This is a genomic window from Sphingobium sp. L-44 (assembly GCF_056859495.1).
In genome coordinates, this window is record NZ_JBSXOQ010000053.1 from 1 (window position 1) to 16,692 (window position 16,692).

The 16,692-nt window shown below is 64.7% G+C and carries 19 protein-coding genes and 1 tRNA gene; 10 read left to right on the forward strand and 10 right to left on the reverse strand.

The features are described from left to right. Positions 1 to 208: 208 nt before the first annotated feature. On the forward strand, positions 209 to 706 hold the full coding sequence (locus AC13EK_RS04535; RefSeq protein ID WP_483022059.1) for a hypothetical protein: 498 nt from the start codon (positions 209 to 211) through the stop codon (positions 704 to 706). A gap of 3 nt (positions 707 to 709) precedes the next feature. Here AC13EK_RS04535 and AC13EK_RS04540 read toward each other — a convergent pair whose 3' ends face one another. Further along, the gene (locus AC13EK_RS04540) at positions 710 to 913 is read right to left on the reverse strand and encodes a hypothetical protein (protein ID WP_483022060.1); all 204 of its coding nucleotides are present in this window, start codon (positions 911 to 913) and stop codon (positions 710 to 712) included. Between the two features lie 105 nt (positions 914 to 1,018). On the opposite strand from AC13EK_RS04540, the gene AC13EK_RS04545 reads away from it, so the two are divergent. Beyond that, positions 1,019 to 1,615: a recombinase family protein gene (locus AC13EK_RS04545; RefSeq protein ID WP_483022061.1), complete on the forward strand. Its 597-nt coding sequence runs from the start codon at positions 1,019 to 1,021 to the stop codon at positions 1,613 to 1,615. Here AC13EK_RS04545 and AC13EK_RS04550 read toward each other — a convergent pair whose 3' ends face one another. Further along, positions 1,616 to 1,786, reverse strand: coding sequence for a hypothetical protein (locus AC13EK_RS04550; RefSeq protein WP_483022062.1), 171 nt, complete (start codon positions 1,784 to 1,786; stop codon positions 1,616 to 1,618). A gap of 19 nt (positions 1,787 to 1,805) precedes the next feature. Between AC13EK_RS04550 and AC13EK_RS04555 the strand changes: the two genes are divergently transcribed. Further along, the gene (locus tag AC13EK_RS04555) at positions 1,806 to 2,123 is read left to right on the forward strand and encodes a hypothetical protein (protein WP_483022063.1); all 318 of its coding nucleotides are present in this window, start codon (positions 1,806 to 1,808) and stop codon (positions 2,121 to 2,123) included. 40 nt (positions 2,124 to 2,163) lie between these two features. Here AC13EK_RS04555 and AC13EK_RS04560 read toward each other — a convergent pair whose 3' ends face one another. Then, positions 2,164 to 2,676 carry an outer membrane protein assembly factor BamE gene (locus AC13EK_RS04560; RefSeq protein WP_004209273.1) on the reverse strand — a complete coding sequence of 171 codons (513 nt, stop codon included), beginning with the start codon at positions 2,674 to 2,676 and terminating at the stop codon, positions 2,164 to 2,166. Between the two features lie 162 nt (positions 2,677 to 2,838). Between AC13EK_RS04560 and AC13EK_RS04565 the strand changes: the two genes are divergently transcribed. From AC13EK_RS04565 to dinB, 3 genes are read left to right on the forward strand one after another with little or no spacing between them, the layout of a single operon-like run. Then, positions 2,839 to 3,366, forward strand: coding sequence for a ubiquinol-cytochrome C chaperone family protein (locus AC13EK_RS04565; protein ID WP_010335815.1), 528 nt, complete (start codon positions 2,839 to 2,841; stop codon positions 3,364 to 3,366). Next, a complete protein-coding gene (locus AC13EK_RS04570) occupies positions 3,363 to 3,908 on the forward strand; it encodes a YceD family protein (protein WP_004209271.1) in 546 nt (181 codons plus the stop codon). The genes AC13EK_RS04565 and AC13EK_RS04570 overlap by 4 nt, the downstream gene beginning before the upstream one ends. A gap of 48 nt (positions 3,909 to 3,956) precedes the next feature. Beyond that, the gene (gene dinB / locus AC13EK_RS04575; protein WP_069338973.1) at positions 3,957 to 5,054 is read left to right on the forward strand and encodes a DNA polymerase IV; all 1,098 of its coding nucleotides are present in this window, start codon (positions 3,957 to 3,959) and stop codon (positions 5,052 to 5,054) included. Between the two features lie 3 nt (positions 5,055 to 5,057). Here dinB and AC13EK_RS04580 read toward each other — a convergent pair whose 3' ends face one another. Next, positions 5,058 to 5,861: a DUF1134 domain-containing protein gene (locus AC13EK_RS04580; protein WP_010335812.1), complete on the reverse strand. Its 804-nt coding sequence runs from the start codon at positions 5,859 to 5,861 to the stop codon at positions 5,058 to 5,060. Between the two features lie 231 nt (positions 5,862 to 6,092). Here AC13EK_RS04580 and AC13EK_RS04585 point away from each other — a divergent pair. Together AC13EK_RS04585 and AC13EK_RS04590 are read left to right on the forward strand one after the other, a co-directional pair. Continuing rightward, positions 6,093 to 6,184 (forward strand) — tRNA-Ser (locus AC13EK_RS04585). Between the two features lie 199 nt (positions 6,185 to 6,383). Then, positions 6,384 to 6,659 carry an HU family DNA-binding protein gene (locus AC13EK_RS04590; RefSeq protein WP_017499409.1) on the forward strand — a complete coding sequence of 92 codons (276 nt, stop codon included), beginning with the start codon at positions 6,384 to 6,386 and terminating at the stop codon, positions 6,657 to 6,659. A gap of 111 nt (positions 6,660 to 6,770) precedes the next feature. Here AC13EK_RS04590 and AC13EK_RS04595 read toward each other — a convergent pair whose 3' ends face one another. Next, entirely contained in the window at positions 6,771 to 8,300 is a 1,530-nt protein-coding gene (locus AC13EK_RS04595; protein ID WP_081331853.1) for a UxaA family hydrolase, read from the reverse strand. A 46-nt stretch (positions 8,301 to 8,346) separates the two neighbouring features. Here AC13EK_RS04595 and uxaC point away from each other — a divergent pair, with 46 nt between their 5' ends. Further along, positions 8,347 to 9,756 (forward strand): glucuronate isomerase, encoded by a 1,410-nt coding sequence (uxaC, locus tag AC13EK_RS04600; RefSeq protein WP_069338972.1) that lies wholly within the window; start codon positions 8,347 to 8,349, stop codon positions 9,754 to 9,756. 4 nt (positions 9,757 to 9,760) lie between these two features. Here the strand turns inward: uxaC and AC13EK_RS04605 are convergent, their stop codons facing one another. Next, entirely contained in the window at positions 9,761 to 10,795 is a 1,035-nt protein-coding gene (locus AC13EK_RS04605) for a LacI family DNA-binding transcriptional regulator (protein ID WP_069338971.1), read from the reverse strand. Positions 10,796 to 10,886: 91 nt separating this feature from the next. Between AC13EK_RS04605 and AC13EK_RS04610 the strand changes: the two genes are divergently transcribed. Then, on the forward strand, positions 10,887 to 11,438 hold the full coding sequence (locus tag AC13EK_RS04610) for an arsenate reductase/protein-tyrosine-phosphatase family protein (protein ID WP_069338970.1): 552 nt from the start codon (positions 10,887 to 10,889) through the stop codon (positions 11,436 to 11,438). Here AC13EK_RS04610 and AC13EK_RS04615 read toward each other — a convergent pair. From AC13EK_RS04615 to AC13EK_RS04630, 4 genes are all read right to left on the reverse strand, one after another. Beyond that, the gene (locus AC13EK_RS04615) at positions 11,407 to 12,615 is read right to left on the reverse strand and encodes a carboxylate--amine ligase (RefSeq protein ID WP_069338969.1); all 1,209 of its coding nucleotides are present in this window, start codon (positions 12,613 to 12,615) and stop codon (positions 11,407 to 11,409) included. The genes AC13EK_RS04610 and AC13EK_RS04615 overlap by 32 nt on opposite strands. Continuing rightward, on the reverse strand, positions 12,612 to 13,592 hold the full coding sequence (locus tag AC13EK_RS04620) for a polysaccharide deacetylase family protein (RefSeq protein WP_069338968.1): 981 nt from the start codon (positions 13,590 to 13,592) through the stop codon (positions 12,612 to 12,614). The genes AC13EK_RS04615 and AC13EK_RS04620 overlap by 4 nt, the downstream gene beginning before the upstream one ends. 157 nt (positions 13,593 to 13,749) lie before the next feature. Continuing rightward, a complete protein-coding gene (locus AC13EK_RS04625) occupies positions 13,750 to 14,247 on the reverse strand; it encodes a flavin reductase family protein (protein WP_004209228.1) in 498 nt (165 codons plus the stop codon). Positions 14,248 to 14,348: 101 nt separating this feature from the next. Continuing rightward, complete coding sequence (locus AC13EK_RS04630; RefSeq protein ID WP_010335805.1) at positions 14,349 to 16,610, reverse strand: NADP-dependent malic enzyme; 2,262 nt, start codon at positions 16,608 to 16,610, stop codon at positions 14,349 to 14,351. Between the last annotated feature and the right edge of the window lie 82 nt (positions 16,611 to 16,692).

A 16,692-nucleotide genomic window follows, 5' to 3' on the forward strand; every position in this document is an offset into this window, starting at 1 on the left:
CTTTCGTGAAAATCGCCCCTGATACCCGGCTACGCGGTGTCAGCCGGGGCATTCCAAAAGCATCGCCGAATCTGACCGTCAAAACAGTCGGATTTCCGTCGATCCGGGGGGGCCGTTTTTTCCATTTCGTAAATCAGTTGATTCGGGAAAGAGGTGTTAACGCCGAGGCGGTAAAGATGGAGACGAGGAACGGGAGCACCTGTCAGGCATGTGGAATGACGACAATGCCATCTATGACGATGGCGAGTGGATCACTTGGACCGAGATCAACTCTCACCTCGAACGGTTAGAGTTCGAAGCCCGCTTCCCGGACCTCGAAGCCGATCTGGTGCCGATCTTCCAAAGCCTGCTTGCCACGGCGCAGGATTACCACGAACTGACCGGGCGGCACCTACAGGTCTACGGCGACCTTGGTGAACTCTATGGCGCGATCATCCACGGGCTGAAGCTGCACCGCAACTATGCGCAGGGATCGGATGGGAAGATCGGCAACGACTTCGTCGAGGTGAAGACCATCACGCCCTTCAAGACCAACGATGTCGTCGCCCTCAATCTCAAGCGCAACTTCAGCAAGGTGCTGATCGTGAAGATCAGCGCCGACTTCGAGGTCAGGGGGAAGCTCATCGACCGGAAGGCGCTGCCCAAGATCAAGGGCGACCGCCTCATGCTCTCATGGGATCACTTCGAGCAGGCCGACGCGGCCTGACCATCATCGCGCCCGCTCGATGAGCCCCACCAACTGGTTGCCCATCCCGACGATGCGGAAGCCGGTGTCCTTCGTCCTGTCGCTGGCCGCGTCATAATAGCCGACGATGCGGTAGCCGATGTCGAGCGCGCGCTGATCCCCGTTCGAGGTGTCCTCGATATAGCCAATGATGAAGTTGCGCTGATCCCGGATCGCCGTGCGTGCCATGATGCCTCCTGTCGAGTGAAGGCTCGACGCTCTCATGGATGCGCGAAATAATCGAACTATTAGAACTGCTTGACGCATTCCAGAACTGGAGCGAGTCTTTCTGGAATGACCAAGCGCGTAGCGATTTACACCCGTGTCTCGACGAACGACGGGAAGCAGACCACTGAGAATCAGCTCCGCGATCTGCACATGATGGCAGAGCGCATGGGCTGGACGGTCGTCGCCCACTTCACCGATGAAGGCATCTCCGGCGCACGCGGACGCGAGAAGCGTCCCGGCCTCGACGCGCTGCTCAAGGCCATTGCTCGACGTGAATGCGACATGGTGGCGGCGTGGTCGGTCTGTCGCCTCGGGCGATCGTTGCAGCACCTGATCACCATGCTGGGCGATCTCGATGCCCGTGGCGTCGATCTCTACCTGCATGTGCAGGCGCTCGACACCTCGACGCCGAGTGGCAAGGCCATGTTCGGCATGCTGGGCGTGTTCGCCGAGTTCGAGCGAGCGATGATCTCTGAACGGGTGAAAGCCGGGCTGGCGCGCAGCGCCAGGAAGGGAGGCCGTCCGCCTCTCGATCCCGACAAGGCCGAGCAGATCAGGCGCTCGCTCGCCCGCGGTGTCAGCATCAACGCGACGGCGAAGAAGCTGCGCGTCGGCGTTGGCACCGTCCATCGGTTGAAGAAACAGATGGCGTTCGCCGCCTGATTACAGGGTTCGCAGCCACTCGATCGCTTCTTCGGCGGTCATCACTCGACCCGGCTGAGCCGCAGCCTGCTCGATCATCGCGAGAGAATCCGGGTCGAGTTCATCGCCCCGGCAGATCGGGCACGGCTCGTCGGCCCCATCATCATCGCATCGTCCGCCATGCTCAACCACGATCCCGGAGCCTCCGCACATGACCCAGCCAGATCATATCACAGGCTCGCCGGCTTCGCTCATCGAGCATGTCGCAGGCGGTCAGGGGCGTGATGATGCGAGTGTTCTTCTGGCACTCACATCGAGTGGCGTTGAAAAGGCAGGAGAAAACTCGAACTCGCAGGCGGACCCTGCTTCCTCGACCTGCTACGCTCCTCTTCTGGCACCATTTTCCTTCGGTGAGGAAGGAAGCAAAAACCGCCGGAAACGGCGGTTTTTTTGTCTGTCGCAGGTCGAACCGCTGTCGATCCGATGGCCAGCTCATCCCGCCCGAACAAAAACGCCGCCCGGTCCATGATGGACAGGACGGCGCCAATGTCTTCGCAGTGCGGCCAGCCTCAGCTGCCGTTCGGGCCGCCGCCCGGACCGGCGCCACCGGCCGAGCCGGCACCCATGGCCCCCACGGCACCGATATTGCCGAAAATCTCGTCGAACAGGCTGCGATGGCGGCCCAGCGTCGGGGTCTTGTCGCCGGTCGGCGAGATGTGCGCGACCTGCTCCAGGCCCATGCGATCGACGGCGACGACGTTGCCCGCCGGGTCGAACCGGACATGCAGAACCGTCTGCGACACCGGCTTGGGATTGGAGAAGGCGAGCGAGCGCATGTCGCGCGACACATAATACCAGTCCTGTTCGCCAAACTGGGCGACGAAGCTGGGACGGCCCAGCGTGCCTTCGACCGAGGCACGATTGTCGATGCCGGGCTGGACGGAGTCCACCAGCAGCTTGTCGACCTGATAGCCCTGATGCGTGCGGATGCGGGTACAGCCCGATGCGCTGATCACGATCGCGCCGAGGCCCAGAGCCAGCAGGAAACGCCCGCGGCGGGACTGGCGGCTAAACTTGCGCATGGTCTTCTCCTGCGGGGACGGGCCCGCGAACCCAAGAAACAGAAAGCCGCCATTGCATCGGGCGGCCCAGCGATCAATATGGAAATGCGCAGGCCCCGGCAAGGGGCGCACGCGCCCGCGAAGCCCGCTGGCCCACATTCCATCACGAAAAGACGGCAACCCATGTCCCAATCCCGTCCTTCCTTCCTCCAGCGCCTGCTGGGCCGCGATGATCCCAAGGCCGGCCTGATGCCGCTTTATCATGCGGTGGTGGCCGAGGGACGGCAGCCACACTGGTATCTGCAGGGCGGTGTGCCCGATACGCTGGACGGCCGGTTCGACATGATCGTCGCGATATTGGCGCAAGTGCTGATGCGACTGGAGGCGCTGGGCGCGGCGCAGGACAGCGTGTGGCTGACCGAGCTGTTCGTCGACGACATGGACGGCCAGTTGCGCCAGGAAGGGATTGGTGATGTTGTCGTCGGCAAGCATATCGGCCGGATGATGAGCGCGCTGGGCGGGCGACTGGCGGCCTATCGTGCGGCCTTGACGGGGGAGGGCGATCTGGAGGATGCGCTGCGCCGAAACCTGTATCGCGGTGACGCCCCGTCGACGGACGCCCTGGCCCATGTCGAGGGCGCGCTGCGCGCGCGCTGGACACGGCTGGCCTGCCTGACCCGCGACGCCTTGCTGGCTGGAGACCTTGGATGAGCGACATGATCGAATTTTCGCGCCCCGTGCGCGCCGACCAGCTGGGCAAGCTGGGTGACAGCCTGGTGACCATCAGCGCCGATGAGGGCGAGCGCGCCGCGCTGATGCGCCGTTTTGCGCTGCTGGCGCTCGACCGGCTGGAGGCGGATTATCGGCTGAGCGCGGAGGGCAGCACGATCCTGGCACGCGGCCGGGTCCGCGCCGCCCTGGCCCAGCCCTGCGTCGCCACCGGCCTGCCGGTGCCCGAAACCATCGATACCGATTTCCTGCTGCGCTTCGTGCCCGAGAGCGGCGACCTGCCCGAGGGCGAGGAGCTGGAGCTGGACGCGGAGGATTGCGACACGATCGGCTATGACGGCAATGTTATCGACATGGGCGAAGCGGTGGCCGAGACGGTCGCGCTGGCGATGGAACCCTATCCGCGCGCGCCGGAGGCCGACAGCTATCTGCGCGAGGCCGGTGTGCTGACCGAGGATCAGGCCAGCCCCTTTGCCGCGCTGCTGGCCATGGCCAAGGATGAAAAGGGCAAGAAGAAGGGCTGACACGCCCGACTGTTTCCCTTTCGTTCCCATGGTGGCATAAGGCCGGCCATGGACGCCCCGCCGCCCGCGCTGCGCAAGATCATCCATATCGACATGGACGCCTTTTATGCGTCGGTCGAACAGCGTGACGACCCGAGTCTGCGCGGCAAGGCGATCGCCGTGGGTGGTGGCGGTCCGCGCGGCGTCGTCGCCACCTGCAGCTATGAAGCGCGCAAGTTCGGCGTGCGATCGGCGATGCCGGGTGCAAGAGCGCGGCGATTATGCCCCGAGCTGCTGTTCGTGAAGCCGCGGTTCGAAGTCTATCGCAGCGTATCTGCCCAGATCCGCGCGATCTTTGCGCGCTTTACCGACATGATCCAGCCGCTCTCGCTCGACGAGGCCTATCTGGATGTGACGCAGAACAAGCCGGGCATCGCGTCGGCGACGCAGGTGGCGCAGGAAATCCGGCGGCTGATCCAGGAGGAAACAGGCCTCACCGCATCAGCCGGCGTTTCCTACAACAAGCTGATCGCCAAGCTGGCGTCGGACCAGAACAAGCCCGACGGGCTGTGCGTGGTGCGGCCGGCGGAAGGCGCCGACTTCATGGCGCGCATGCCGGTGCGGCGGATTCACGGCATCGGCCCGGTCACCGCCGAACGGATGCACAAATTGGGGATCGAGACCGGCGCCGACCTGCGCGATCGCGACCTGTCCTTCCTCCAGACTCATTTCGGCAGCAGCGCGCTCTTTTATTATCGCGCCGCGCGGGGTGAGGACGATCGGCCAGTGCATGAACGGCAGGAGCGCAAGTCGGTCAGCGTCGAGGACACCTTCTTCGAGGATCTTGTCGCCGAGGAGGCCTTGCTGCGCGAGATCGAGCGGATAGCGGAAAGCCTGTGGGCCCGGATCGAGAAGGCGCAGGCCTATGGCCGGACCGTTGTGCTGAAGGTGAAGTTCGCCGATTTCCGCATCATCACCCGGTCACGCAGCTTTGCCGCGCCGGTTCGATCGGTCGAACAATTGGTGGACGCTGGCTGTACGCTGCTGAAGGCGCAATTGCCGCTGCGCATGGGGGCCCGGCTGCTGGGCCTGGGCATCCATAATCTGGAAGGCGAGGGGGAAGTGGGGGAGAGCGGCGACGCGGGCGCCCAGCTCTCCCTGCTATGACCGTCAGAAGGGCAGCCAGGTCCGCTTTTCGCTGAACTTCATATAGCCCGCATTGACGCCGAGGCGATAACCGACGCCCAGGCGGATCGGGATCAGCACCACGCTGCCCCAGCGCAGATAGCTGGCGGTGAAGCCACCGACCAGATAGGCGGTGCCTTCGGCGGCCGGGAAGCGATGGTAGAGATCCTGGCTGTCATAGAGATTATAGACCAGGACGAAGGTGTTGGCGGCATTGCCACCGACGTCGAAGCCGATCGACGGGCCGGTCCAATAGACTTCGCGCTTGCCCTCGATCTTGTGGTTGAGCGTGCCCGAACCATAGCGCAGGCCGACCACGAAGGCGCCCGACGCCTCGCGCCCGGAAATATAGGCATTGGGCTGGCCCTGATCCTTGAGGATCTTCTCGATAATGCCGGCCAGGCCCTCGGCCCCCTTGCCGAACACGCCTTCGGCCGCGCCGATCAGATCATCTTCCTGATAGGATTCGCCCGGCGCCATCGCGGCTGGCGGCGAATTGGAGGTGACCGGTGCGCCGGTGGCGGTCGCCCCGCCGGCAGCGGGCGCGGCATTATAGGTGCCGGAATCGGTCGAAGTCGCTGGCGGCGGCAGGCTGGAATCGACACCGGGATCGGTCGGCGTGCTGTTCTGGACCGGCGGCGGCGCAAGATCGGAATCGATCGCCGTGTTGGGATCGACCGTGCGAATCTGCGCGCTGGCGACCGGCGCCAGCAGAAGCCCGCCGAGTGCCGCCATCAGGGCACCCACCCGTGCGAAGCGGGCGCCCGTGCGCCCCATGCTGCCGATCATTACCCGATACTCCCCGAAGCCCGCTCTTGAAAACATCCGTCAGATTATCCGTCGCCAAGCTGAAACGACAATGAACGAACGCCCACCGGAGTCGATTCTAAGCCAGATTGAATCCGATTGTGCAAATCCGCATGAAAAATCGCACATTTGGACCGTTGCCATGGATCAAAGCCGTCGCTATAGCCCGTCGCCTAGCCACTGCCTCCCGGTTTCCGGTAGGCAAATTCGTGCGGAGACGTGGGTGAGTGGCTGAAACCAGCGGTTTGCTAAACCGTCGTAGCCTTAAGGGGCTACCGAGGGTTCGAATCCCTCCGTCTCCGCCACCTTTCCCTTGATAATGATCCGGCCGCTCAGGCCGCAATATCGGCCTTTGACCGGCCGGTTGGCATCGTCGCATGCACAAAGCGTCGAAAACGCCCCATTAACCGCACTTTTAAGCGCAATCGGACGCTTGGGGGCGATGGACCTTGGCTTTCGTGCCAGCTATGCAATGCGCGCCAACAACAAAGGAAAGTCTATTCCATGAACAACAGCGACCTCGCCGACAGCCTGGCTTCGGCCAACAACATCACCAAGGCCGATGCTCGCAAGCTGGTCGATGGCGTGTTCGCCGCGATCGCCGATGCTGCCGCGAAGGGCGAAGAAGTTTCGCTCAACGGCTTCGGCAAGTTCAAGGTCAAGGACACGCCCGCCCGCGAAGGCCGCAACCCTTCGACCGGTGCGACCATCCAGATCGCTGCCGCCAAGAAGCTGACCTTCACCCCCGCCAAGGCGGTCAAGGACAAGCTGAACGGCTGAGGAACTGGCCCGGTGCCCGCCTGATGGCGCGGCACCGGGCTTATTCTGCCGGCGTCCTCCGGTCCCGCACGGACGGATCGCCCCAACGCCCATTGATCCTTGGGCGAAAAACTAAAGGGTTACGCCGCGCTTCCAGATGCCGATGGCGCGTTCGTCATTCACCTCGTTCCGGGCCGGCGCCCCGCTGGCAATCGCGACGATATGCGCCAGCAGCGCATCGGCCGCGGCATCCATCCCTTCCTGCAGGACGCGTCCGGCGTCGAAATCGATCCAGCCCGGCTTGCGATCGGCCAGCGCGCTGTTCGACGCGATCTTGACCGTCGGTACCGGACTGCCAAGTGGCGTGCCGCGACCGGTCGAGAACAAGGTCAGGGTTGCGCCAGCCGCCGCCAGCGCTGTCGTCGACACGGCATCATTGCCGGGGCCTTCCAATATGGTGAGGCCGGTGCGGCTGATCCGGTCGCCATAGTCGATGACGTCGGTCACGATGGCGATCCCGCCCTTCTGCACCGCGCCCAGCGATTTTTCCTCCAGCGTGGTGATGCCGCCGGCAATATTGCCGGGACTGGGATTTTCCGACACCGGCTCGCCATGGTCGAGGAAATAGCGTTTGAAGCGGTTGACCGCCTGCGTCAGCCGATCGAACACCGCCTCATTCTCGGCGCGCTGCATCAACAGCGTCTCCGCGCCGAAAATCTCCGGGATTTCGGTCAGGATCGCGCTGCCCTGTGCCTGGGCCACGGCATCGGCCATCCGACCGATCAGCGGATTGGCGGTGAGGCCGCTCATCGCATCGGAGCCACCGCATTTGACCCCCAGACGCAACGCCGAAAGCGGCACATCCTGCCGCTGATCCGCGCTGGCGAGATCGATCAGTTCAGCAAGCGCCGTCATGCCAGCCTCGAACTCGTCGCTTTCGCTCTGCGCGCGGACGGTGCGCAGCCGGGCGCGCCGATCGGGCGGAATGCGCGACAGCAGCGCATCTAGCTGGTTGGATTCGCAGCCCAGTCCAAGCAGCAACACCCCGCCGGCATTGGGATTGAGCGCCAGAGAGGCGAGAATCGCGGCCGTGCCGTCGAGATCCGCGCCGAGTTGCGAGCAACCAAAGGGGTGATTGAAGGCATGGACGCCATCGATACGCCCCTCCGCCAGCGCCGCCCCCTTCATCGCCAGTCGCTCGCCCAGCCGGCCGACACAGCCCACGGTCGGGAGAATCCATATCTCGTTGCGCGTGCCGACGCTGCCGTCGGCGCGGACATAGCCGCGGAAATGCGGGACGGGTCGGTCCGTCGAGGATAGCGGCTGCGGCTGCGCACCGGTGAAGCGATAGGCCAGTTCGCCCGAAAGCGCGGTGTGGAGATTATGGCTGTGGACATGCTCGCCAGCCAGGATCGCCTGCGTCGCCAAACCGATCGGCGCGCGATAGCGGCGGACCGGCGCCCCGGCCGCAATATCGTGGAGCGCAAACTTGTGCCCGGCCGGAACCGGATCGCGCAACGGCACATCGACCTTGCCGACCCGCACCGTCTGCCCAGCCTTCAGCGGGTGCAGCGCAACGGCGACATCATCTTCGGGTGCGACCTGAAGGGCCAGCAGCGGGGCGGTTTCGGCAAGGATCGACATGGGTTTGGAATAGGCCATTGCCAGCGTTGGCACAAGGCGGTAACCGGCGGACAAGGAGATCGCCATGCATCCGCTTACCCTGTCGCCCGACCGCCTGTTCCCCGCCGATCCCACGACCCGTTCGATCGCCCGCGCGCTCTATGCCGAGGTCGCCAACCTGCCGATCATCAGCCCGCATGGCCATACCGACCCGGCCTGGTTCGCCACCAATGCCCCCTGGTCCAACGCGACCGAACTGCTGCTGGCGCCCGACCATTATCTGTTCCGCATGCTCTATTCGCAGGGCATCGCGCTGGACGATCTGGGCGTGCCGCATCGCGGCGGCCTGCCCGATACCGATCCGCGCGCGGCATGGCGCCTGTTCGCCAGCCATTATCATCTGTTCCGGGGCACTCCGTCGAGCATGTGGCTGGACCATGTCTTTGCCGAAGTGTTCGGGCTGGACGTGGCGCTGGACGCACAGAGCGCCGACCAGGTCTATGATGCGATCAACGCGGCGCTCGCCACCGACGCCTTCCGCCCGCGCGCGCTGTTCGAGCGGTTCAATATCGAATTGCTGGCGACGACCGAAGGCGCGGACGACGATCTGCGCCATCATCAGGCGATCCGGGAATCCGGTTGGCAGGGGCGGGTGGTCACCACCTATCGCCCGGATTCGGTGATCGACCCCGAGCATGAGGAATTTCGGGGCGCGCTGGTCCGCTTCGGCGACATGACCGGCGAGGATGTCGAAAGCTGGCAAGGCTATCTGGCCGCCCATGCCAAGCGCCGCGCCGATTTCCGCGCCATGGGTGCAACCGCGACCGATCATGGCTTTGCGACGCCGCGCACCGCCAATCTGTCGACGATGGAATGCGAGGCGCTGTTCGCGAAGATCGTCGGCGGCTCGGCCGATGCCGACGATGCCGAGCTGTTCCGCGCCCAGATGCTGACCGAAATGGCCAAGATGAGCCAGGCGGACGGCATGGTGATGCAGATCCATCCCGGTTCCTGCCGCAACCATAATGCGGCGCTGTTCCACAGCCATGGTCGCGACAAGGGCGCCGACATCCCGATGCGCACCGACTATGTCGGTGCCCTCAAGCCGATGCTGGACGTGGTCGGCAACGACGCCAATCTGACCATCATTCTCTTCACCCTGGACGAGACCACCTATGCCCGCGAACTGGCGCCGCTGGCCGGCCATTATCCCTGCCTGCGGCTGGGCCCGGCCTGGTGGTTCCATGACAGCCCGGAAGGGATGCGCCGCTTCCGCGAGATGACGACGGAGACCGCCGGCTTCTACAATACGGTCGGGTTCAACGACGACACCCGCGCTTTCCTGTCGATCCCGGCGCGGCATGATGTCGCCCGCCGCATCGACTGCGCCTTCCTGGCACGACTGGTCGCCGAACATCGGCTGGCCGACTGGGAAGCGGCCGAGCTGGCGCAGGAACTGACCGTGGGCCTGGTGCGCCGCGCCTATCGGCTCTGATCGGTCAGGCGGGGGCGGGACCGCTCGATTCCGCCTCCACCAGGCGCAGCGGCGGGGGCAGTTCGGCGGTCACGGCCTGCCCCTCGATCCGGTCGATCAGCTGCTGGGTCGCGATCCGCGCCATGTCGCCAAAGGGGCGCCAGATGGTGGTGAGCGCCGGCGACACGACATGCGACAACAGGCTGCCGTCGAAGCCGACGACGGACAGCGACTGCGGAACGGCAATGCCCTTGATTCCGGCGCATTTGAGGACGCCGGCAGCCATGACGTCATTGGCGGCGAAGATCGCCGTGGGCGTGGTCGGCAGCGACAGGAAGCGCTCGGCGGCGGCAAGGCCCGACTGGAAGCCATAATCGCCCTCCGCCTCGTCCAGCAAAGTGACACCGGCGGCGGCCAGCGCCTCGACAAAGCCAGCCCGGCGCTCCTGCGCGGAAATGGCATTGGCCGGGCCGCCGACCATCGCGATGCGGCGATGGCCAAGATCGAGGAGATAGCGCGCCACCTGCGCGGCCGCCTCGCGCTCGGGCGACAGGATCACATCGGCATAGCCGGTGATCGGCAGGGCCGACAGGGCAACGGCGGGGATATGCTCGCGCGCCAGCGCTTCGGGCAGGCCGGCAATGCCCGATACCGGCGGCAGCACCACCAGACCATCGGTGCGTGAGCGACGGACGAATTGCAGCACATCCTCGACCGAGGCGGCGGCATCCATCGGCGTGGGATGGACCACCAGTTCATAACCGCGCCGGCCCGCTTCGCCGACTATGCCGCGCTGCACGGCGTCGAGCACCAACGCGTTGCGATCATTATGGACCATGCCGATCAGGAAGGAGCGGCCCATGGCGAAGGCGCGGGCGCGCATGGAAGGACGGAAGTTGAGCGCTGCAATCGCCTTCTGGACGCGCTCGCGGGTTTCCGCATTGACCTTGGGCGACTGGTTGAGAACCCGTGATACCGTTCGGATCGAGACGCCCACCGCAGCGGCGACATCGGCAATGGTGGAATCGCTTCCCTGCGGACTGTCCTTTGTTGATCGCATCTTTGCGGCTAGCCACAGGGGGAGGGAAATCGCAACCTGTTTGGGCTAAGGCCCTTTCAATGGATTCCCTGCTCCCCATCGGCACCGTCGCATGATCAACGCGCGGTTCGGCACATTTCGCGGTCTGGTGCGCCTGGCCCTGTCCTATCCGCAGCTCGCGCTGGGGCAATCGGCCACGCTGCGTCCAGACCCGGCCGAGGTGCGTCGGCTGGTCTTCGTCTGCCAGGGCAATATCTGTCGCAGCGCCTTTGCCGATGTGGTGGCCGGCAAGGCCGGCGCCCGCACGGCCTCCTTCGGCCTGTCGACCACCACCGGGCGACCGGCGCATGATCCGGCAATCGCAGCGGCGCAGGCCCTGGGCCATGACCTGTCCGCCCACAAGGCGCTCGACAGGACCGACTATCAGCCGCAGCCGGGCGACCTGCTGCTGGCGATGGAAGTGCGGCAACTGCATCGGCTGGCTGCCGATCCGCGCCTGTCGCACCTACCACGTCAGTTGCTTGGCACATGGACACAGCCGATGATGCCGCATCTGCACGATCCCTATGGCCTGGACGATCGCTACATGGCCTATTGCCTGCAGCGGATCGAGCAGGCGGTGACGGCGCTGGTCAGGACTTATCCCGGCGCAACGCCTTCCTGACGATCTGCCCCAGATCGCGCAGCAGCGGCCGGGGATCGCTGAAGCTGAAGACATAATAGCGCATGCGCGGGTCGAGGAAGCCCAGCAGATAGGTGGCAAGGTCGCGCCATGGGCTGGCCCGGAAGAAGGGATCGGCGATCTTTCCGCCCATCAGCAATCGCAGCAGGCGCTTGGTTTCCGGCACCATGTAGCGGGCGCGCAGCGTATCACGGGGCAGGGGCGCCGCATCCGTTTCACCCAGCACCGCCCGGCGATAGGCTTCCCAGGCGAAATGGGCATGGCAATGGCCGGCCAGCGGCAGGCTGCCCCAGAAACGGCCGTTCACCTCCATCAGCCAATAATGATCGCTGCCTGCATCATAGCGATATTCGACCATGGCCGGCCCCTGCCAGCCGAGCCCCCGCAGCAATTGTTCGGACAATGCCATTTGTTGCCCATGGCGGTCGCGCGGTTCGGCACGGCACAGGGTCGATACGCCCCCTTCGGGCGGCCATTCGTGCAGGCGGCGATGCTGGAAATGCAGGGTCGCATCGCCATCGGCCATGAACAGCATCTGTCCCAGACCAACACCGCTGCAATATTGCTGGATCATCGGCCAGATACCGACCGGACGATAGCGGGCAAGCAGCGCCTGCAACGCATCCGGCGTCCGCACATATTCCGCCTTGATCCATTCCAGCCCGGCCCGCTCAAGCAGCGGCATAACCGCCGGCGGGTTGGCCCATTTGGCGACCAGCGGATAGGGCATGGATGCGGCATGGGCCTGGAAATCGTCGCCCGCCATCGGCTGCCAGGTTCGCGGTATCAACAGCCCCTGCGCCGCCGCGGCCGCCAGGGTACGACGCTTGTCGATCACCTGGTTGAGCGCTTCGGCGCGCGGAACCAATATATGGCAATCGCCGATCATCGGCGGCAGCAGCGCCAGATCGAGCAGATCGGTCTCCGAAATGGCGAAGACGGCGCGGGCGCCGGTCCGGGCGATCAGGTCGGGCAGCCAATCGGCCGCCGGGCCTGACGGCCGATCGGTGCTGTCCGTGCAGTAGCGCGATGCCGCCGCGATCCCGCTTGCCGGCCCGACGCCATGGACCGGCACGCCATGACGGCCGAGTTCCCGGACGATGGTCAGGCTGATCGCATTTTCCAGGCCGATGACGATCGCGCAGGGCAGGCGGCTCACGCAGGCACCAGCCGATGTTCGTAGCGCCAGGTCGCCCAGGCCTGTTGCGCGATACGCAGGCCGGTGCGCAGCCGGCTGGGCGGCACGCGGGTCAGCGCGCGCGCGGGGGCATCGGCGAGCGCGGGCGACAGATCATGGAAGCCGGCAGGACGCATGCCCGGCGTCGCTGCTGCGGTGCGGCATAATTGCTCGAAACGGCGCATCACCGTGCGGTTCGGGCGCATCCGGTCGCGCGAGAGCATTTCGAAACTATGGGTGACGATGACGAAGGCATCATGACCTTCCTGCGCGGCGTGGCGCATGCCGGCGCGCATTTCGGCGGCCGACATGGCGCAGATCTGCGCCGGGCGGAAATGGCCGGGGCGATCCGCGATCCCCGACACGGGGAGTTCGACCAGCCCCTGGGCGCGAACCGCGCCGATCTGGCCGGCATCCATGCTGATGCCGCACCCATGACCGAGATAGGCCGGATTGACGCTGCTGTCCCAGCCGATGCCGATCACCGCCAGCGCCCGCAGCGTATCGTCATTGGCGCCGAAATTGCCGGCCCGGAACGCGCTGATCCGCGGGGCCCCCGCCTGTTCCAGCAGGTCGCGGCCAAGGCCGAGGAGGGTGATCTGGTCGGCCAGGCTGAAATCGCCGATATTGCGGCCCTGTCGCCCTTCAACTGGCGAATCTTTGACCCAGGCCAGCCATTCGCTGTGCAGATGGAGCTGCACTTCATGCCCGCGCCCGACGATGGCGGCGACGATGGGCTGGAGAAAGGCGGGGCCGTGGATCAACGCCGGCAGGGGATCGAGGAAGAAGACGCCCTTGAGGCCATGACGGTCCATCAGGTCCATCTGCCAGCCGATGCCGAAAGCACCGGCCGCCGTATCACCCCAGATCGACTGGCGCAGATTCTGCTCAAGACCGACGCCGCGCTGGTGCAGCGCTGCGGACAATTCGGTGTCGATGGTGATGAGCAGCGCAGTCATGATCAGTCCGATCCGGAATGGGGACGATGATAGACGGCAGACGTTAAGGAGCCGTGATGTTTCTGACCCATGTATGGATCATTACGGACTTTTAACGAGCTTTACCCCTTTTTTCTTGCCCTCTTGTCCAATCAGACGGTGTCGCGCCGCCTGTTCCTCATGCGAGCAGAGAAAATTCGCCATAATTGCCCTGGAAGAACAGCAATGGCCGGTCGGGCCGTTCCACTTCCAGCGCAACCACCTCACCCAGCACGATATAATGATCGCCGGCCTCATGCACGGCATGCAGGCTGCAATCGATCCAGGCGACGACATTGTCGATGATGGGCGATCCATTGTCGGATACGCGGTGCGACACGCCGGCGAACTTGTCGGGGCCAGGTGCGGCCAGCTGGCGGCAGAGCGGCTGCTGATCGCTGGCAAGGACATTGACGCAGAAACGGCCGATCTGCTGGATGCGCGGCCAGCTGCCCGAGCTTTTGGCCGGGAAGAAGGCGACCAGCGGCGGATCGAGCGACACCGAGGTGAAGGAGCCGACCACCATGCCGACCGGGGCGCCATCCTCGGCGGACGCGGTGACGACGCACACGCCGGTCGGATAATGGCCCAGGACGCGGCGGAAGGTGGCACTGTCAATCATGGTTGCGCTGTTCATGCCATGGTCTTCCAGCAGACGATGGCGCAAGGCAAGCGAAACCGGTCAGAAACCAACCGGTCGTAGCGGATAGGGGCGGGGCTGGTGCCCCGCCACGATCATCAGAGCGCGATACCGCCTGCGGCCAGCACGGCCAGCGTCAGCAGTTCGGACGCATTGGACGACATGGTCGCGATCTGCACCGACTTTTCCATGCCGACCAGCACTGGCCCGATCATCGACGTGCCACCGAGTTCACGCAGCAGCTTGGCCGAGATGTTGGCCGACTGCAGCCCCGGCATGACCAGCACATTGGCCGGGCCGGACAGACGGCTGAACGGGTAGTTCTTCATCACGGTCGGATTGAGCGCTGCGTCCGGCGTCATTTCGCCTTCATATTCGAAATCGACGTCGCGCTGGTCGAGCAGCTTCACCGCGTCGCGTACATTGTCGAGGAAGGCGCCGGGCGGATTGCCGAAATTGGAATAGGACAGGAAGGCGACGCGCGGGTCATGGCCCATGCGGCGGGCAACCGCGACCGTGCCCTCGGCAATGTCGGCCAGTTCGGACGCAGACGGCCGTTCATGGACGGTGGTGTCGGCCAGGAAGACGGTCTTGTCCTTGGTCACCATGACATGGATGCCGAAGGGGGTACGGCCGGCCGCCGGGTCCATCACCCGCTTCACCTCGCGCAGGGTCTGACCATAGGGCCGGGTGACGCCGGAAATCATCGCATCGGCCACGCCCATCTTCACCAGCAGCGATCCGAAGATGTTGCGGTCGCGATTGACCATCCGCTCGCAGTCGCGACGCAGATAGCCGCGCCGCTGCAACCGGGCATAGAGAAGATCGACCATCTCGGGCACCAGCGGCGAATTGACGCTGTTGTGCAGTTCGAAGCTGTCGGGATCCCGGACGCCCAGTTCCTTGAGCTTGTCGCGCACATGGTCGCGGCCGACCAGCACGGGGATGCCATAGCCCAGTTCGCGGAACTGGATCGCGGCGCGCAGCACCACTTCCTCTTCCGCCTCGGCAAAGACGACCCGCTTGGGATTGGCCTTGGCGAGTTCATAGGCGCTGGTGAGAACCGAGGTGGTCGGATTGAGCCGCGCCTTCAGGGAATCGCGATAGGCAGCCATGTCGGCGATCGGCTTCTGTGCGACGCCAGTATCCATCGCCGCCTGGGCGACGGCGGCCGGCACCACCTCCATCAGGCGCGGATCGAACGGCGCGGGGATGATATAGTCGGGGCCGAAGCTGTGCGAACGGCCATAGGCCTTTGCCACTTCCTCGGGCACCTGTTCGCGCGCCAGGTCTGCAATCGCCTTGGCGGCGGCCAGCTTCATCGCCTCGTTGATGCCGGTCGCCCGCACGTCGAGCGCGCCGCGGAAGATGAAGGGGAAGCCCAGGACATTATTGACCTGGTTGGGGAAGTCCGACCGGCCGGTGGCGACGATCGCGTCGGGACGCACGGCATGAGCGTCAGGCGGCAGGATTTCCGGGTCGGGATTGGCCATGGCGAAGATGATCGGATTGGCCGCCATCGACTTCACCATATCCTGCGACATGGCGCCAGCGACCGAGAGGCCGAGGAACACATCGGCGCCCTTGACCGCTTCGGTGAGGGTCCGCGCGTCGGTCTTGACCGCATGGGCCGACTTCCACTGGTTCATGCCCTCGGTGCGGCCCTGGTAGATGACGCCCTTGCTGTCGCACATGATGACGTTTTCATTGGGGACACCAAGCGCCTTGATCAGCTCGGTGCAGGAAATGGAAGCGGCACCCGCGCCGTTCACGACCACCTTCATGTCCTTCATGTCGCGACCAGTCAGCAGCGCGGCATTGATGACGCCCGCCGCCGCGATGATCGCGGTGCCATGCTGGTCGTCATGGAAAACCGGAATGTTCATCCGTTCCTTGAGCGTCGTTTCGATGACGAAGCATTCGGGCGCCTTGATATCCTCAAGATTGATGCCGCCGAAGCTCGGCTCCATCAGTTCGACCGCGTCGATGAAGCGATCGACATCCTCGGTCTTCAGCTCGATATCGATGGAATCGACGTCGGCGAAGCGCTTGAAGAGGACGGCCTTGCCCTCCATCACCGGCTTGGACGCCAGCGCGCCGAGATTGCCGAGGCCCAGGATGGCCGTGCCATTGGAGATCACCGCGACCAGATTGCCCTTGGCGGTATAATCATAGGCGGTCGCCGGATCTTCGGCGATCGCGCGCACCGGCACCGCGACGCCGGGCGAATAGGCGAGCGAGAGATCGCGCTGCGTCGCCATCGGCTTGGAGGCAATGATCTCGATCTTGCCGGGGCGGCCGGTCGCGTGGAAGAACAGCGCCTCGCGCTCGGAAAATTCCACATTTGACTTTTCGGTCATCGCGATACCCACATAATGGAACAATAGCGCCGCCCTAGCGGCAAGATTATCTTGTGGGCAAGTGCGAGAAGCGCAATTTTCC

Bases quoted from the DNA above. Each gene is read 5' to 3' on its own strand.
- AC13EK_RS04630 (WP_010335805.1), bottom strand. From the start codon at position 16,610: ATGACCGAAAAGTCAAATGTGGAATTTTCCGAGCGCGAGGCGCTGTTC.
- AC13EK_RS04625 (WP_004209228.1), bottom strand. From the start codon at position 14,247: ATGAACAGCGCAACCATGATTGACAGTGCCACCTTCCGCCGCGTCCTG.
- AC13EK_RS04560 (WP_004209273.1), bottom strand. From the start codon at position 2,676: ATGCGCAAGTTTAGCCGCCAGTCCCGCCGCGGGCGTTTCCTGCTGGCT.
- AC13EK_RS04555 (WP_483022063.1), top strand. From the start codon at position 1,806: ATGACCCAGCCAGATCATATCACAGGCTCGCCGGCTTCGCTCATCGAG.
- dinB (WP_069338973.1), top strand. From the start codon at position 3,957: ATGGACGCCCCGCCGCCCGCGCTGCGCAAGATCATCCATATCGACATG.
- AC13EK_RS04565 (WP_010335815.1), top strand. From the start codon at position 2,839: ATGTCCCAATCCCGTCCTTCCTTCCTCCAGCGCCTGCTGGGCCGCGAT.
- uxaC (WP_069338972.1), top strand. From the start codon at position 8,347: ATGCATCCGCTTACCCTGTCGCCCGACCGCCTGTTCCCCGCCGATCCC.
- AC13EK_RS04535 (WP_483022059.1), top strand. From the start codon at position 209: ATGTGGAATGACGACAATGCCATCTATGACGATGGCGAGTGGATCACT.
- AC13EK_RS04570 (WP_004209271.1), top strand. From the start codon at position 3,363: ATGAGCGACATGATCGAATTTTCGCGCCCCGTGCGCGCCGACCAGCTG.
- AC13EK_RS04605 (WP_069338971.1), bottom strand. From the start codon at position 10,795: ATGCGATCAACAAAGGACAGTCCGCAGGGAAGCGATTCCACCATTGCC.
- AC13EK_RS04595 (WP_081331853.1), bottom strand. From the start codon at position 8,300: ATGGCCTATTCCAAACCCATGTCGATCCTTGCCGAAACCGCCCCGCTG.
- AC13EK_RS04610 (WP_069338970.1), top strand. From the start codon at position 10,887: ATGATCAACGCGCGGTTCGGCACATTTCGCGGTCTGGTGCGCCTGGCC.
- AC13EK_RS04545 (WP_483022061.1), top strand. From the start codon at position 1,019: ATGACCAAGCGCGTAGCGATTTACACCCGTGTCTCGACGAACGACGGG.
- AC13EK_RS04580 (WP_010335812.1), bottom strand. From the start codon at position 5,861: ATGATCGGCAGCATGGGGCGCACGGGCGCCCGCTTCGCACGGGTGGGT.
- AC13EK_RS04540 (WP_483022060.1), bottom strand. From the start codon at position 913: ATGGCACGCACGGCGATCCGGGATCAGCGCAACTTCATCATTGGCTAT.
- AC13EK_RS04590 (WP_017499409.1), top strand. From the start codon at position 6,384: ATGAACAACAGCGACCTCGCCGACAGCCTGGCTTCGGCCAACAACATC.
- AC13EK_RS04620 (WP_069338968.1), bottom strand. From the start codon at position 13,592: ATGACTGCGCTGCTCATCACCATCGACACCGAATTGTCCGCAGCGCTG.